General features: G+C 62.1%; 16 protein-coding genes. 14 read left to right on the top strand and 2 right to left on the bottom strand.

The window, feature by feature from the left end; translation table 11 throughout:
* The first annotated feature begins 63 nt into the window (after positions 1–63).
* Positions 64–1,023, top strand: a complete 960-nt coding sequence (locus QM996_RS28865) for an MBL fold metallo-hydrolase (RefSeq protein WP_334197280.1) — start codon at positions 64–66, stop codon at positions 1,021–1,023.
* 93 nt (positions 1,024–1,116) lie between these two features.
* Here the strand turns inward: QM996_RS28865 and QM996_RS28860 are convergent, their stop codons facing one another.
* Positions 1,117–1,842 (bottom strand): glutathione S-transferase, encoded by a 726-nt coding sequence (locus QM996_RS28860; protein WP_334197279.1) that lies wholly within the window; start codon positions 1,840–1,842, stop codon positions 1,117–1,119.
* 159 nt (positions 1,843–2,001) lie between these two features.
* Between QM996_RS28860 and QM996_RS28855 the strand changes: the two genes are divergently transcribed.
* The 6 genes from QM996_RS28855 to QM996_RS28830 all read left to right on the top strand — a co-directional run bounded on the left by QM996_RS28855 (position 2,002) and on the right by QM996_RS28830 (position 7,982).
* Positions 2,002–3,003: a LacI family DNA-binding transcriptional regulator gene (locus QM996_RS28855; protein ID WP_334197278.1), complete on the top strand. Its 1,002-nt coding sequence runs from the start codon at positions 2,002–2,004 to the stop codon at positions 3,001–3,003.
* A gap of 169 nt (positions 3,004–3,172) precedes the next feature.
* Positions 3,173–4,207 (top strand): sterol desaturase family protein, encoded by a 1,035-nt coding sequence (locus QM996_RS28850; RefSeq protein WP_334197277.1) that lies wholly within the window; start codon positions 3,173–3,175, stop codon positions 4,205–4,207.
* Positions 4,208–4,215: 8 nt separating this feature from the next.
* Positions 4,216–4,527, top strand: coding sequence for a MocE family 2Fe-2S type ferredoxin (locus tag QM996_RS28845; protein ID WP_173520183.1), 312 nt, complete (start codon positions 4,216–4,218; stop codon positions 4,525–4,527).
* 198 nt (positions 4,528–4,725) lie between these two features.
* Entirely contained in the window at positions 4,726–5,670 is a 945-nt protein-coding gene (locus tag QM996_RS28840; protein WP_334197276.1) for a substrate-binding domain-containing protein, read from the top strand.
* A gap of 225 nt (positions 5,671–5,895) precedes the next feature.
* Positions 5,896–7,101 (top strand): NAD(P)/FAD-dependent oxidoreductase, encoded by a 1,206-nt coding sequence (locus tag QM996_RS28835; RefSeq protein ID WP_334197275.1) that lies wholly within the window; start codon positions 5,896–5,898, stop codon positions 7,099–7,101.
* Complete coding sequence (locus QM996_RS28830) at positions 7,101–7,982, top strand: sugar phosphate isomerase/epimerase family protein (RefSeq protein WP_334197274.1); 882 nt, start codon at positions 7,101–7,103, stop codon at positions 7,980–7,982. The genes QM996_RS28835 and QM996_RS28830 overlap by 1 nt, the downstream gene beginning before the upstream one ends.
* Here the strand turns inward: QM996_RS28830 and QM996_RS28825 are convergent.
* Positions 7,975–8,916, bottom strand: a complete 942-nt coding sequence (locus QM996_RS28825; protein ID WP_334197273.1) for a LysR family transcriptional regulator — start codon at positions 8,914–8,916, stop codon at positions 7,975–7,977. The genes QM996_RS28830 and QM996_RS28825 overlap by 8 nt on opposite strands.
* 153 nt (positions 8,917–9,069) lie before the next feature.
* Between QM996_RS28825 and QM996_RS28820 the strand changes: the two genes are divergently transcribed.
* The 7 genes from QM996_RS28820 (at position 9,070) to benD (ending at position 15,354) form a co-directional block, all read left to right on the top strand.
* Positions 9,070–10,251, top strand: a complete 1,182-nt coding sequence (locus tag QM996_RS28820; RefSeq protein WP_334197272.1) for a muconate/chloromuconate family cycloisomerase — start codon at positions 9,070–9,072, stop codon at positions 10,249–10,251.
* A gap of 10 nt (positions 10,252–10,261) precedes the next feature.
* Positions 10,262–10,552: a muconolactone Delta-isomerase gene (gene catC / locus QM996_RS28815; protein ID WP_334197271.1), complete on the top strand. Its 291-nt coding sequence runs from the start codon at positions 10,262–10,264 to the stop codon at positions 10,550–10,552.
* Between the two features lie 74 nt (positions 10,553–10,626).
* Entirely contained in the window at positions 10,627–11,565 is a 939-nt protein-coding gene (catA, locus tag QM996_RS28810) for a catechol 1,2-dioxygenase (protein ID WP_334197270.1), read from the top strand.
* A 98-nt stretch (positions 11,566–11,663) separates the two neighbouring features.
* Entirely contained in the window at positions 11,664–13,022 is a 1,359-nt protein-coding gene (locus tag QM996_RS28805) for a Rieske 2Fe-2S domain-containing protein (RefSeq protein WP_334197269.1), read from the top strand.
* The gene (gene benB, locus QM996_RS28800; protein WP_334197268.1) at positions 13,019–13,507 is read left to right on the top strand and encodes a benzoate 1,2-dioxygenase small subunit; all 489 of its coding nucleotides are present in this window, start codon (positions 13,019–13,021) and stop codon (positions 13,505–13,507) included. Before QM996_RS28805 ends, benB begins: the two co-directional genes overlap by 4 nt.
* Positions 13,508–13,540: 33 nt before the next feature.
* Positions 13,541–14,569, top strand: a complete 1,029-nt coding sequence (gene benC, locus QM996_RS28795; RefSeq protein ID WP_334197267.1) for a benzoate 1,2-dioxygenase electron transfer component BenC — start codon at positions 13,541–13,543, stop codon at positions 14,567–14,569.
* Positions 14,566–15,354, top strand: a complete 789-nt coding sequence (gene benD / locus QM996_RS28790) for a benzoate diol dehydrogenase BenD (protein ID WP_334197266.1) — start codon at positions 14,566–14,568, stop codon at positions 15,352–15,354. The genes benC and benD overlap by 4 nt, the downstream gene beginning before the upstream one ends.
* Positions 15,355–15,367 lie beyond the last annotated feature (13 nt).

Here is a 15,367-nt window from a genome sequence, read left to right as displayed (position 1 = left end):
CGAAGGATAATCGACGAAGGGTTGAATTGATAGCTTCATCGCATTCAATCGAAGGAGCCGATCATGACCACCCGCAGACAAGCTTTGGGTCTTCTCGCCGCCACGGCCCTGTTGCCGCTCGTGCCGCGCCTGGCCTTTTCCGCCGCGCCGTTCTCGACCGTTGCCAATGCCGGTTTCTACCGCTTCCGCTTCGGAAAATATGAAGTCACTGCGCTGTCGGACGGCACGCTGGCGCTGCCTATGGCGACGATCTATCAGAACGAACCGGTAGACGACCTGCAGCGCAAGCTCGACGACAACTTTCTCGGCAAGGAGCCGCATCTGTCGATCAATGCCTATCTGGTCAACGACGGCGAACGACTGGTGCTGATCGACGCAGGGTCGGGCGCGCTGCTCGGCGCCGCTGCCGGCAAGCTCCTTCGCCACCTGACCGCCTCCGGCTACGGAGCCGAGCAGGTCGACGCCGTGATCCTGACGCATGTGCACGCCGATCATTCGGGCGGCCTTACCGCCGATGGCAAGCCGCAATATCCGAATGCCGAGATCCATCTCGCCGACCGCGAATATCGGTTCTGGATCGAACGCGAAGGCGTGACGTCGATGACCGAGGCACAGAAGACCGACTTCCAGCGTGCCCACGATGCTCTCGCTCCCTATATCGCCGCCGGAAAGGTGAAGCGTTTCGCCGACAACGCCGACGTTTTGCCGAACATCGGTTCGATCCTCAGGGCCGGGCATACGCCCGGACATTCATCGATCGTGTTGAAATCCGATGACGGTCAGCGCCTCGTCTTCTGGGGTGACGTGATCCACGGCGACCACATCCAGTTCGATGCACCCGACGTCTTCGTTACCTTCGACGTCGACGGCGCTGCGGCGGTCGCGACCCGCGCCGTAGGCCTTGCAGATGCGGCAGATGGCCGTTACCTCGTCGCCGGCGCGCACCTGCCGTTTCCCGGCATCGGCCACGTAGCCAGGGACGAAACGCTCTATCGCTTCATTCCCTGGAATTATGTCGAGTAGCGCGCGCCCTTGCCGCTGCCTGAGGCGACGAGATCACCTCGAGACGAACGGCTTCCCTCACGCGGCGCAACTGCCTCAGGGAGGCCGGTTCGCCTAGGGCTCGATATCCAGCTCACGATAGCGACGGAAGATGCCGTCCTCGTTGAAGGCCAGCCGTCGCGGCGAAGCGAGATAGGCGCCAAGCCTTGGTCTTGCCTTGACCGAGGCATGCAGCCTCAAGAGGTTGGGGTACAGGTGCTCATAGTGACGCATCGCCCTGGGAAAGGCATAGCGCAGTCCCTCGATCACCTGGAACAGCGAGAGATCGACATAGCTAACTGCGCTGCCAACGGCGTGACCGCCACCCTCAGGGTTCTGCGCAAGAACGCGCTCGAAATAGCTCAGAAACTTCGGGATGCGGTTCGTGACGAAGTCGGACGCGCGGGCTTTTGCCTCTTCCTTCTGGTCTTCGTAGTATTTCGACGTTGCGATCGGGTGGTGTGTGTCATGCACTTCTGCGACGAAATCGGTGATGGTGAGCTGCAGGCCGTTGGCGTACCAGCGCAGCCCCTCCTCCTTTGGCGCAAGGCCGAGCTTGGGACCGAGGTAAAGGAGGATGTTCGCTACATGCGAAATGACCTGGTCGCCGTCTCTTAGGAACGGCGGCGCGAAAGGGATGTGTGCCGCGGTGGTACTTCCCATGAGCTTCATCATCTCGCCGGTGCCGCGGTCAGCGACGCGTGTGACATCAACGTAAGCCGCGTCGGCGTCTTCGAGCGCCAGTCGTACGAATTCGCCACGGCCCTGAATGCCGTTCCAGTAGTACAATTCATAAGTCATGGAAGCCTCTGTGGTTCTTGGGCATCCGGTTGATATAGGCCATCGACGGTAAGCGGCGAGTGTAACGCAGCAATTGCGGCGCGCACGCTGTCGAACGGGCCGTGCCGCATGCTATGGCGCTGTGGAGATGCATCGGAAATCCAGGCGAAGGATTCTGGGGTGAGCAAACCGAACTATCGCGATATCGCCAAGCTGGCAGGCGTCGGAACCGCGACGGTCGAGCGAGTCTTGAACGGGCGCGGCGGCGTTCGCCCGGATCTGGTCGAAAAGGTGGTCGTCGCCGCCCGCACGCTGAATTACCCGCGCACGCTTCCCGATACCCATCGCGGGCTGCTGCGCATCGATGTGCTGATGGTGCGGCCCGAAACCACGTTCTATCGGCGGCTGTCCCAGGCGTTCCAGCGGATTGCCGAGACGCTCGATCCGCTCGTCGTCGTCCAGCGCAGCTTCGCCGAGGAAATGAAGCCGGAGGAGATTGCTGGGCGGATTCTGTCGAGCGAGGTGCCACGTGCCGGCCTGATCCTTGCAGTACCCAACAGTCCGCTGATCAGCGCCGCGGTCGAAGCGGTCGTCGCGCGCGGCGTGCCGGTGGTCCATGTCGTTACGCGGGCGTCCGAGACGCTCGGAGAGTTCGTCGGGATCGACAACCAGGCGGCCGGAAGAACGGCGGCCCTCTTCATCGCCCGCATGGCGCGTCGGTCCGGCCCTGTCGTTGCCCTCTGCCATCCGATCTATCAGGTTCATCGCGATCGTATCAGCGGCTTTTCGGCGTATTTCCGCGAACACCCAGGCGAACGCCGGTTCGAGTGGTTGGGCTTCACCCGCGACGAAGAACTTTACGGCGCCGAAGCGTTGCGATCGGCGCTCGAGATCTATCCCGATATGGCCGGTCTCTATAATGCGGGCGGGGCCAACGCCGCCCTGATCGACGTGCTTCGCCGGCATCCACGCGGCAAGGAGATCTTTTTCGTCGGCCACGAACTCACCGACTACACGCGCAATGCTCTTAACGACGGCATCATGGACGTCGTGCTCGACCAGGCACCTGAAGCTCAGGCCCGTCGCGCGCTTGATATTGTGCTCCGCCGGATCGGCCTTACCGAAATGGAACCCGATACGGCGCCCATTCGCTTCATCACCGTCACGGCCGAAAGCCTTTGATCTGATTTGATCAAAGAAGGCTTCGTCGTTCAGGCCGCCTCCTGCTAGATTTTTGTCAAGAAGGAGGCCGGGCTCCAGCGGCGAACCGGAACCGGCAAAAGCGCTGAAGGCGCCCCTTCCATCAGTGAAATTGTGCGGAGCGCAGGCGGCCCGCCGGGAGGAGAGCGTCATGGATGATCTGAAGTATGGAACGCGCAACAAGCGCGGCGACTGGGCGCCGAACCAGCCGATCGAGACGGCGCCGCTGTTTGCCTTTCCACCCAGGCTCGTGGCCCTGATCAAGTGGCTGCCGCACTATTTCTTTCCGTGGAATGCCATCTTCGCCGCTTCGGCGTTTGCCTATTGGGCCTGGGTGATCCCGCCGATGGGAGCGATGCAGACGCTTGGCATCGGCTGGATCGCCTGGCTTTACGCGGTGAACGCCGTCTGCGTGTTCCTGTTTTATGGCGCTTTCGAACTGCATCTCTATGTGCTGAAGCGGCAGGAAAACCGCTTCAAGTACAATGGCAAATTCCCGGCCGAGCAGAAGAGCAAGGCCTTCTGGTTCGAGAGCCAGAACCTCGACAACATCCTGCGCACCTTCCTTTCGGGCGTGACCATCTGGACTGCCGTCGAGGTCGCCATGCTCTGGGCCCATGCCAATGGCTATGCGCCATGGCTGAGCTTCGCGGAAAATCCCTGGACGCTCGCCGCGGTCGCGCTCGTTGTGCCCGTGATCCACGAGTTCCACTTCTTCTGCATCCACCGGCTCATCCACACGCCGTTCCTCTACAAGTGGGTGCATTCGGTCCACCACAATTCGGTGAATCCGTCGCCGTGGTCGTCGCTGTCGATGCATCCGGTCGAGCACCTGCTCTACTTCGCAACGGCCTTCTATCATCTGATCCTGCCGTCCAACCCGATCCTGATGCTCTATCAGCTTCACTATGCGGGCTTCGGCGCCATTCCCGGCCACGTCGGTTTCGACAAGGTCGAGGTCGGCGAAGAGACCCTCGTCGATAGCCACGCCTATGCGCATTACCTGCACCACAAGTATTTCGAGGTGAACTACGGCGACGCGCTCATCCCGCTCGATCGGTGGTTCGGCACCTGGCACGACGGCTCGGCCGAGGGCGAGGCGCGGATGCTGGAACGCTACCGCAAACGCAAGGAAAAACTCGCAGCCCGCAAGGCACGAAATACGATCGGGGAGGCAGCCGAATGAGCAACGTGATCACCTGGGTACCAGCCTGCAAGCTTGAGGACATCGAACAGGAAGGCGCGATCCGCTTCGATCATGCCGGTCGCACCTATGCGGTCTACCGTGGCCCGGACGACAGCGTCTATTGCACCGCCGGCCTCTGCACCCATGAGGCGATCCATCTCGCCGATGGGCTGGTCATGGACTTCGAGGTGGAATGTCCCAAGCATTCCGGCGCCTTCGACTATCGCACCGGCGAGGCCCTCAGGCTTCCCGCCTGCGAAAACCTCAAGACCTACCCCGCCGAAATCGTCGACGGAGAGGTCCGCGTGGCGCTCGGCTAGAGCATCCCGCTTTCAAGTGGAATCACTTGAATGCGGAAAGATGCTCTAGAATCAAAGTGCTAGAGCGTCCTTTGTGCGTTCATATGAACGCACGGCGCTCTAGTGCCGCCTTCGGCACTGTCATGCGCCACGATTGATCGGGCCCGTCGGGCCTTCCGGAATGCGATCGGGTGATCCGGCACCCATTGGGAGGATATCATGAAATCCATGTACCTGGCGGCAGCGCTTGCCGCCTTGCTGGGAAGTTCTGCCTCGGCGGAGACGATCGGCGTCTCGATGCAGAGCTTCGACAACAACTTCCAGACCCTGCTGCGCGAGGGTCTGAACGGCCGCGCAACGGAGGTGACCGGCGTCAATCTGCAGATCGAGGACGCCCAGACCGACATTTCCAAGCAGCTCAACCAGGTGAATAACTTCATCGCCTCGGGCGTCGACGCGATCATCACGACACTGGCCGATACGTCGGCCGCCCCCGGTATCAGCGAGGCGGCGGAAAAAGCGGGTATTCCACTCGTCTATCTCAATCTCCAGCCGGACAATGTCGACAAACTGCCGGCGAAGCAGGCCTATGTCGGTAGCCGGGAAACGGATTCCGGCCGGCTCGGAGCCGAGGCCGCCTGTTCGCTGCTGAAGGAAAAGGGCAAGGACGGCGATGCGCAAGTCTATATCCTGATGGGCGACCTCGCCCACCAGGCCTCGCGCGACCGCACCTCGTCGTTCAAGGAAACGCTGGCCGCCGGCGACTGCAGGGGTGCGACGATTGCCGATGAACAATCCGCGGCCTGGACACGCACCAACGCCATGGATCTCACCACCAACTGGATCACCGCCGGTCGCCCGATCGACGTCGTCTTTGCCAATAACGACGAGATGGCGATCGGTGCCATCCAGGCCCTCAAGGCCGCTGGCGTGTCGATGGATGACGTGATCGTCGTCGGCATCGATGCGACGCAGGATGGGCTCGCCGCCATGGCCGCGGGCGATCTCGACGCAACGGTATTCCAGAACGCCAAGGGCCAGTCGGCAAGCGCGCTCGATGCCGCCGTTGCGCTGGCGCGCGGAAAGGCCGTCGAGCGCGAGATGATGGTTCCCTTCGAACTCGTCACGCCCAAGAACATGGCCGACTACACGACGCGCAACTGATCCTCCTACTGCCTGTTTCCTTTATTAGTAGCCGATTAAAGGACAAGACCATGCAGGGGTTCAAAGTACTACAGCGACCTTTGCGCGTCTGATCCGACGCGCGGCGCCGTAGGCCGGCGCATTTCTCCTGCCTGCGCCGGCCACCTCTTTTAAAGCGGGATGAGGAAAAGAGCGTGCGGTTTTCCGCCCGCATCCCGCTCCAACCTATGATCTACGGAGCAAGTCATGAACGGCATCGTCATCATTGGCGCCGGAGAGTCCGGTACCCGCGCGGCCTTTGCACTCAGGGAAACTGGTTTTACCGGCTGCGTCACGCTGGTCGGCACGGAACCGCATCTGCCCTATGAGCGCCCGCCGCTGTCGAAACCGCTTGACGGTGCGGTGCAGATGAAGCCGATCTGCGGCGCTGAAGCGCTGGAGGCTGCGGACATCGGCTACCTACAAGGTGTATCAGCTTCGCAGTTCGATGCCGACACTCGCTCCGTCACCTTGAGCGATGGACGGACGCTCGTCTACGACAAGTTGCTGCTCGCCACCGGCGCCCGCCCGCGACGGCTCAATTGCCCGGGGGCCGAGCGCGCGCTCGATTTTCGCACCTATACCGATGCGGCGGCGATCTTCGCCTGTGCCGAAGCCGGCAAAAGGGTTGCGATCATTGGCGGCGGCCTGATCGGCATGGAGCTTGCGGCCGTGCTGCGCGGCAAGGGGATCGCCGTCAGCGTCATCGAAATGGCGCCGAGGCCGCTCGGCCGCGCCGTTCCTGCGCGCTTCGCTACAAGGCTCCACGCCCGTCATCAGAATGAAGGCGTTGTGTTTCATCTCGGGCAGGGTATCGCCGAAATCACTGACGATGCGATTGTTCTCGCCGATGGCGTTGCGGTGCCGGCCGATATCGTTGTCGCAGCCATTGGCGTTCAGCCGGATATCGCGCTCGCCGAGGCGGCGGGGCTTGCGACAGGAAACGGCATTCTGACGGACGGTCATCTGCGCACCAGCGACCCGAATATTTATGCGGCTGGCGATTGCGCGGCCGTGGCACAGCCGGGTGGAGGGCATATGCGTTTTGAAAGCTGGCGCAATGCGCGCAGCCAGGCGGAGACGGCGGCTCGGAACTTAGCCGGCAGCCAAGAAACATTCATGGCCATCCCCTGGTTCTGGTCCGATCAATACGATCTCGGCCTGCAGGTGGCGGGCTTGCCGCATCCAGACCATCAGAGCGTCACGCGCCAACTCGACGGCGGCGAACTCGAATTCTACCTGGATGGCGGGCGTCTCGTCGCGGCCGCAGGCCTCGGTCTCGGCAATAGTCTCGCCAAGGATATCAAGCTGGCGGAGATGCTGATTGCCGCCGGCGTCAGCCCCGACCCCGCCGCACTCGCCGACGCGAGCGTGAACCTGAAGGCACTGCTCAAGAGCGCGCGGGCGGCCTGATGCAGAAGCTGCTTGTCTTTCAATCACTCTGGGCGATGGAACGCCGGCATGCCGACGGCTACGAGCGCAGCCTCGAAGAAAACATCGCTGATATCGTCGCGGCCGGGTTCGACGGCATCAGCGTGCACTACACCAGCCGTCGCGATGTCATTCGCCTTAACGAAGCGATCCGGGGTACCGGCCTGAAGATCGAGGGTGTCTGCTTTCCACGGACTGTCGAGGACCTGCGGCTGACGCTCGAACTGGCGACGGAGTTTCCCGTCAGCCACATCGATCTGCAGGCGGATGTCCGTCCGCGCCGGATCGAGGACTGTCTGCCGCTTCTCGACGGATGGATGCGGCTCGCAGAGGAGACAGGCGTTCCCGTCTATATCGAAACCCACCGCCACCGGATCACCAGCGACCTGTTGTTTACGCTCGATCTCCTCGAGCATCGACCCAATCTGCCGCTTCTCGCCGACCTCTCGCATTATCTGGTTGGTCGCGAATTCGCCTTCCCGATCGAAGAGGAAAGCCACGCGCAGATCGGGCGCATCCTCGACAACGCCGAAGCCTTTCACGGCCGTATCGGTTCGTGCCAACAGATTCAGGTCGAGATTTCCTTTCCGCACCATCGCCCCTGGGTCGATCTCTTCTGCGGCTGGTGGAGCTATGGTTTCGCCAACTGGCGATCCCGTGCTCCTGCCGATGCCGAACTGGTCATGACCTGCGAGCTTGGTCCCAGGCCCTATGCGATCACCAGGGCGGACGGCGAAGACTCCACGGACCGGTGGGCCGAAGCGCTTGCGCTTCGGCAAATCGTGCGGCAGCTATGGGTTGAGAGCAAAGGCGCGTCGGGCAACAGGATGCCCGACGGGCGAATGCCGGACCTCGTCACGTAACGAACGAAGGCCGGAAGGGGAGATTGTGCTCAAGGCCGAGCCAGGGCGGGTTTTCCGCATACATTTCCTCGATCAGCTTCTTGATCAGCTCGATGTGGCGCGAATTGTCGCCGACCCGATGGTTGAGGATGACAGGCGAGGTCGCGCGTTCCCCCTCGATCATGCGGTAGTGGAGATCCGAGCGCACCTGGCGCGCCGAGGAGGGGACAATGCAAAGACCCGCTTCCGAGGCGACAAGGCCAAGGGCGCTCTGAATCTCGCGCACTTCATGCACCTCGGCCGGGCGCACATCGTGGGCGTGAAGCAGGCTTAGCACGTGGTCGGCATAGCTCGGGCGCGGCTCCTTCGGATAGACGATCAGCGTCTGGCCACCAAGCGCACTTAAGGGCAGGGGCGACTTTTCCTCAGCCAGCGGCGTGCCCTGGGGTATCGCCAAGGCGAGGCGTTCCTCACGCATGAGGATGCCGACGACGTTGGGATCGCTGTGGTGAAGCCGGCCGAAGCCGACATCGATCCGTCCTTCCTTCAACGCCGCGATCTGCTGCACCGACACCATCTCGAGCAACCGTATGTCGAGCTCGGGCGCGTTCTGGCGTAGCTTGCGCACGAGTGTCGGCAATCCGCCATAGAGCGTGGAGGCGACGAAGCCGATGGACAGGACGCGGTTCTGGTTGAGGCCAACGCGGCGCGTGGCCTCAACCATCTGCTCGACTCGTCCCAGAACCTGCAGCGACTGTTCGTAGAACAACCGGCCGGCCTCAGTCAGCCGCACCGGGCGGCTCTTGCGGATGATCAGCGGGACACCCAGCTCTTCTTCCAAAAGCTGGATCTGTCGGCTGAGCGGGGGCTGGGCGATGTGCAACTGCTCGGCAGCGCGCGTGAAATTGCGCTCACGGGCGACGGCGACGAAATAGCGAAGCTGGCGCAGATCCATGGTCGAGCTCCCGATATTTTCCTACTGTTGCGGTATGTTGCGATGCGGCAACTGCCTGAATACCCGAAATCTTTGCCATACTATATCATAAAGGTATCATAGCGAACCTAATTGGTGTTGGACGCCGCCCGGTCGGCGGCGCACAGTCACGCCATGAACAAGATCCTTGCCCCCATTGCTCCGACCGCAGCCCTTTCCCCCGTTGTCGAACGGGTCGAAACGATGCTGGTCGACCTGCCGACCATCCGGCCGCACAAGCTCTCCGTTGCGACCATGACCGGCCAGACGCTGATGCTGGTGAAGGTGCACTGCAGCGACGGCACGGTTGGCGTCGGCGAGGGCACGACGATCGGCGGTCTCTCCTATGGGGGCGAGAGCCCGGAAACGATGAAGCTTGCCATCGATACCTATTTCGCGCCTGTCATGATCGGCGAGGACGCGAGCCATGTCCGCGCTCTGATGATCCGGATCGGCAAGGCGGTGAAGGAAAATCGCTTCGCCAAGAGCGCGGTGGAAACCGCCCTGCTCGACGCCCATGGCAAGCGTCTTGGCCTGCCGATCAGCGAACTGCTTGGTGGGGCATTGCGCAAGCGGCTACCGGTCGCCTGGACGCTTGCTTCCGGCGATACCGTGAAAGACATTGCCGAGGCCGAGACGATGCTCGACCTTCGCCGCCATCGGATCTTCAAATTGAAGATCGGCGCCAGGCCTTTGAAGGACGATATCGCCCATGTCGCGGCGATCAAGCAGGCGCTGGGGGACCGCGGCGCCGTGCGTGTCGACGTCAACATGGCCTGGAGCGAATTCGAGGCGGCCTACGGCATGGCGGCACTGGCGGAGGCCGGCTGCGAACTGGTCGAACAGCCGGTCGCTTCGACGGCGGCGCTCAAGCGCCTGGTCCGTCGTTTCCCGGTGGCGCTGATGGCGGACGAGTCGCTCACCGGTCCGGAATCTGCCTTCGAGATAGCGAAGAGCAAAGGCGCCGACGTTTTTGCCGTCAAGATCGAGCAGAGCGGTGGCCTCTTCAATGCCCAGCGCGTTGCGACGATCGCCGATGCCGCCGGCATCGAGCTCTATGGCGGCACGATGCTGGAGGGCGGCGTCGGCACAGTGGCGTCAGCCCATGTGTTTTCCACCTTCGCTCATTTGCAATGGGGCACGGAACTCTTCGGCCCGCTGCTTTTGACCGAGGAAATCCTCGCGACGCCGCTCGATTACAGCGATTTCGAACTGAAGGTGCCGGATGGACCGGGCCTCGGGATCGAACTCGACGAAGACCGCCTGAAGTTCTTTGCGCGCGATGGGCTGCGCAAGACGATCAGCGTTGCAAAGTGAGGAGCAGGTCATGCTGTTTCACGTCAGAATGGACGTCCGCATTCCCCATGATTTCCCCGCCGAACAAGCGGCCGAAATTATCGCCCGGGAAAAGGCCTATTCGCAGGAGCTGCAGCGGAACGGCAAGTGGCGGCACATCTGGCGGATCGCCGGTGAGTACGCGAACTACAGCGTCTTCGACGTCAAGGACAATGCCGAGCTGCACGAGGTCCTCTCCGGCCTGCCGCTCTTCAAATTCATGGAGATCGCGGTGACGCCGCTGCTTCGGCACCCATCCTCGATCCGTGAGGACGATACCTGAGAATTCGTTCAGCCGTCGCCGGGAGGTTGGCAGACGGCACCCGCTTTCAAACTGATCCAAGTGGAGGAATTGATATGAGCGTGAAGATTTTCGACAAGCCGGAGATTCAGGATTTCCTGAAGGTTTTAAGCGGCCTCGATAAGGACGGCGGCAACCCGCGCGTTAAAGAGATCGTCCACCGGCTGATGTCGGACCTGTTCAAGGCGATCGACGACCTCGACATCACCCCGGACGAATACTGGACCGGCATTGCCTGGTTGAACGAGATCGGTGCTGCCGGCCAGGCCGGCCTGATCTCGCCCGGCCTCGGCCTCGACCACTTCCTCGACGAACGTCTCGACGCGATTGACGAGGAGCTCGGCATCCAGAACCCGACGCCGCGCACCATCGAAGGGCCGCTTTATGTCGCCGGCGCACCGGCTTCGGAAGGGTTCGCCCGCCTTGATGACGGCCGTGACACCAATGGCAAGACGCTGATCATGCACGGCACCGTCTATGGTGCTGACGGCAAGCCGCTCAAGGGCGCGACCGTCGAAGTCTGGCACTGCGACACCCGCGGCTTCTATTCCCACTTCGACCCGACCGGCCTGCAGGCACCGTTCAACATGCGCCGCACGATCGTGACCGATACCAAGGGCTGTTATAAATTCCAGAGCATCGTGCCGCATGGTTACGGCGTCCCTCCGGGAAGCCCGACCGAACAGCTGCTCTCGGCGCTTGGACGCCATGGCCAGCGCCCGGCCCATATCCACTTCTTCATCAGCGCCGACGGCCACCGCAAGCTCACGACCCAGATCAACATCGCCGGCGACCCGCTGGTCAATGACGATTTCGCCTACGCGACGCGTGACGGCCTGGTGCCCGATGTCACCGAGCGGACCGACGAGGCGAGCATCAAGGCCAACAATCTCTCCGGCCCGTTTGCCGAGATCGAATTCGACATCCATCTCACCGCCTTGGTGAATGGCGTCGACAACCAGATCAACGAGCAGCGCAAGCGCGCTGCCGCCTGATCCTTTCCAGCGGCGGCCAAAAGAGCCGCCGCCCCCGACACCGACATTGTTGCAATCGCCGAGCCGAACACGGGTCAGCCGTTTGCGGGAGAAGAACCATGTCTGCGATTATCGATAAATCTGAGGTCCTCGACAACCTGCTCGCGACCGCGGTCGAGGATGATCATGAGGCCGGCACGTTCCGCTGCCGTCGCGACATCTTCACCAACGAAGATCTCTTCGAACTGGAGATGAAGCACATCTTCGAAAGCAACTGGGTCTACCTCGCCCACGAGAGCCAGATCCCAGAGAACAACGACTATTACACCACCTATATCGGCCGGCAGCCTGTCGTCGTCACCCGTGACAAGACAGGTGAGCTACACGCGGTCATCAATGCCTGTGCCCACCGCGGCGCGATGCTCTGCCGGCGCAAGCACGGCAACAAAGGCAGCTTCACCTGTCCCTTCCACGGCTGGACCTTCTCCAACACCGGCAAGCTCTTGAAGGTGAAGGACGAGAAGACGACGCAATATCCGCCGCAATTCGCGAAAGACGGCTCGCACGACCTGAAGCGTGTCGCCCGTTTCGAGAGCTACCGCGGCTTCCTGTTCGGCAGCCTGAACCCGGACGTCTCATCGCTCGAAGACTATCTCGGCGAAACCAAGATCATCATCGACCAGATCGTCGACCAGGCGCCCGACGGGCTCGAAGTGCTGCGCGGCAATTCCTCCTACATCTACGACGGGAACTGGAAGCTGCAGATGGAGAACGGCTGCGACGGTTATCACGTCAGCTCCGTGCACTGGAACTATGCCGCCACCATGGGCCGTCGCAACGAAGAGGGCACCAAGGCGGTCGACGCCAGCAGCTGGAGCCGCTCGATCGCCGGCGTCTATGGCTTCGACAATGGCCACATCCTGCTCTGGACCAACACCATGAACCCGGAGGTTCGGCCGATCTTCAGCCATCGCGAGGAGATCAAGGCGCGGGTCGGCGAGGTCCAGGCGGATTTCATCGTCAACCAGACGCGCAACCTCTGCCTCTATCCGAATGTGTTCCTGATGGATCAGTTCAGCACGCAGATCCGCGTGACCCGCCCGATCAGTGTCGACAAGACCGAGATCAGCATCTTCTGTTTCGCGCCGAAGGGCGAAAGCGCTGCCGATCGCACGCTGCGCATCCGCCAATATGAGGATTTCTTCAACGTCTCCGGCATGGGCACAGCGGACGATCTCGAAGAGTTCCGCGCCTGCCAGCAAGGCTATGCCGGCATCACCGCGCTCTGGAACGACCTGTCGCGCGGCGCCCCGCTCTGGATCGACGGTCCGGACGAGAATGCCAGGCGCATGGGTATCGAGCCGCTGCTTTCGGGCGAGCGCAGCGAGGACGAAGGCCTTTTCGTTCGCCAGCACGAGTATTGGGCGAAGGTAATGCGCGCAGCGCTTGCCTCTGAAAGGAAGGGAGCGGTCGCATGAGCATCTCCTTTGAAGCCGCCTGCGCCTTCCTCTACCGCGAAGCGCGCCTGCTCGACGATCGCCAGTGGGACGAATGGCTGACCTGCTATGCGCCCGACGTCAGCTACTGGATGCCGGCCTGGGACGACGACGATCAACTGACCGAGGATCCGCAATCTGAGATCTCGCTGATCTATTATCCGAGCCGCGACGGCCTGGAAGATCGCGTCTTTCGCATCAAGACCGAACGCTCCGGTGCGTCCACGCCGGAGCCGCGCACCAGCCACAACGTCACCAATGTCGAACGGGTGGCTGATCGCGGTGAGGAGGCGGACTTCCGCTACAACTTCCACACGCTCAACCACCGCTACAAGGTCACCGATCATTTCTTTGGGACCATGTTCGTCACGCTGCGCAAGAGCGGCGGTGAGCTCATGATTTCGCGGAAGAAAATCGTGCTGAAGAACGACTACATCCGCCAGGTCATCGACGTCTACCACATCTGATTGCCTGACAAGACAGGAATGGGAGGAGCAATCATGGCCAGCTACAGGATCGCTTTGAATTTCGAGGACGGCGTCACTCGCTTCGTCGAATGCAGGGACGACGAGAAGGTGCTCGACGCCGCCTTCCGCAACAAGATCAACCTGCCGATGGACTGTTCCGACGGTGTATGCGGCACCTGCAAGTGTCGCGCCGAAAGCGGCGCTTATGACCTCGGCGACGACTTTATCGACGATGCGCTGACGGCGGACGAGGCTCAGAGCGGATTGGTGCTGACCTGTCAGATGAAACCGTCGAGCGATTGCGTCATCGCGGTGCCGACGACATCGGCCGCCTGCAAGACCGGGCAGCAGACGTTCGCGGCAACGGTCACGCGTGTCACGCCACACAATGATGCGGCAATCGTGCTCGAACTGGATATCGAAGGTGCTGCGGCGCCGGCCTTTCTGCCCGGGCAGTATGTCAATATCGACGTGCCCGGCAGCGGCCAAAGCCGCTCCTATTCCTTCTCTTCAGCACCCGGTGAAGCGCGCATCGGCTTCCTGATCAAGAAGATCCCGGGCGGCTTGATGAGCACCTGGCTGGACCGTGCCGAAGTCGGCGCGAAACTCAACCTGACAGGCCCGCTCGGCAGCTTCTATCTGCGCGAGGTCCATCGTCCCCTCTTGCTTCTGGCTGGCGGCACCGGCCTTGCGCCGTTCCTGTCGATGCTTGAACAGCTCGCCCGCACAAACGCCGAGCAGAAGGTCCATCTCATCTACGGCGTCACCCGCGATCTGGACCTGGTGCTGGTCGACGAGATCGAGGCCTATGCCAAACAACTTCCCAACTTCACTTACGCGACGGTCGTCGCGGACGCCACTTCCAGCCATCCGCGCAAGGGGTGGGTCACAGAGCATATGCCGGAAGAGCTGCTCAACGGTGGTCATGTCGACGTCTATCTCTGCGGTCCGCCGCCGATGGTGGACGCGGTGCGCAAGCACTTCGACGAGAGTGGCATTACGCCCAACAGCTTCCACTACGAGAAGTTCACGCCGAATGTCGTGGCGAAGGAGGCCGCATGAAAACGGCCCACTTCGCCGACCGTTTCGCCGGCAAAGTAATCGTGGTGACCGGTGCCGCCCAGGGCATCGGCCGTGCCGTGGCGCTGCGGGCCGCGGCGGAAGGCGGCAAGGTGCTGTTCGTCGACCGCGCCGATTTCGTTGCCGAGGTGGCGGCGGAGGCGGGCAGCGAGCTGACAGCCGCCTTCGTGGCCGATCTCGAAACCCATGAGGGGGCGGCAGCGGCGATGCGCTTTGCCGCCGAAAGGTTCGGCGGCATCGACGTCCTGATCAACAATGTTGGCGGAGCCATCCGCATGCGCCCTTTTGCCGAGTTCGAGCCGCAGCAGATCGATGCCGAAATTCGCCGCTCGCTGATGCCGACACTCTATTGCTGCCATGCCGTGCTGCCGCACCTCTTCGCTCGTGGCGGCGGCACCATTGTCAATGTGTCCTCAAACGCGACGCGCGGCATTCATCGTGTGCCCTATTCGGCGGCGAAGGGCGGCGTCAACGCCATCACCCAGTCGCTGGCGATGGAGCTTGCGGAGCGCAACATCCGGGTCGTCGCAACAGCGCCGGGTGGGACGGAGGCGCCGCCGCGCCGCATCCCGCGCAATGCGGAGGGTGACAGCGAAGCCGAGAAGGCCTGGATGGGGGACGTCGTTGCCCAGGTAAAGAAGTCGAGCTTCATGAAGCGCTACGGCAGCATCGAGGAGCAAGCGGCGCCTATTCTGTTCCTGGCCTCGGACGAGGCCTCCTACATCACCGGCAATGTGCTGCCGGTCGCCGGCGGCGATCTCGGCTGACGGTTCCTTGTTT

The sequence above is a fragment of the Sinorhizobium chiapasense genome, assembly GCF_045277575.1.
Taxonomy (GTDB): domain Bacteria; phylum Pseudomonadota; class Alphaproteobacteria; order Rhizobiales; family Rhizobiaceae; genus Ensifer; species Ensifer chiapasense_A.
The sequence above is the reverse complement of the archived record's forward strand: the minus strand, read 5'-3'. Positions and strand labels throughout refer to the sequence as shown.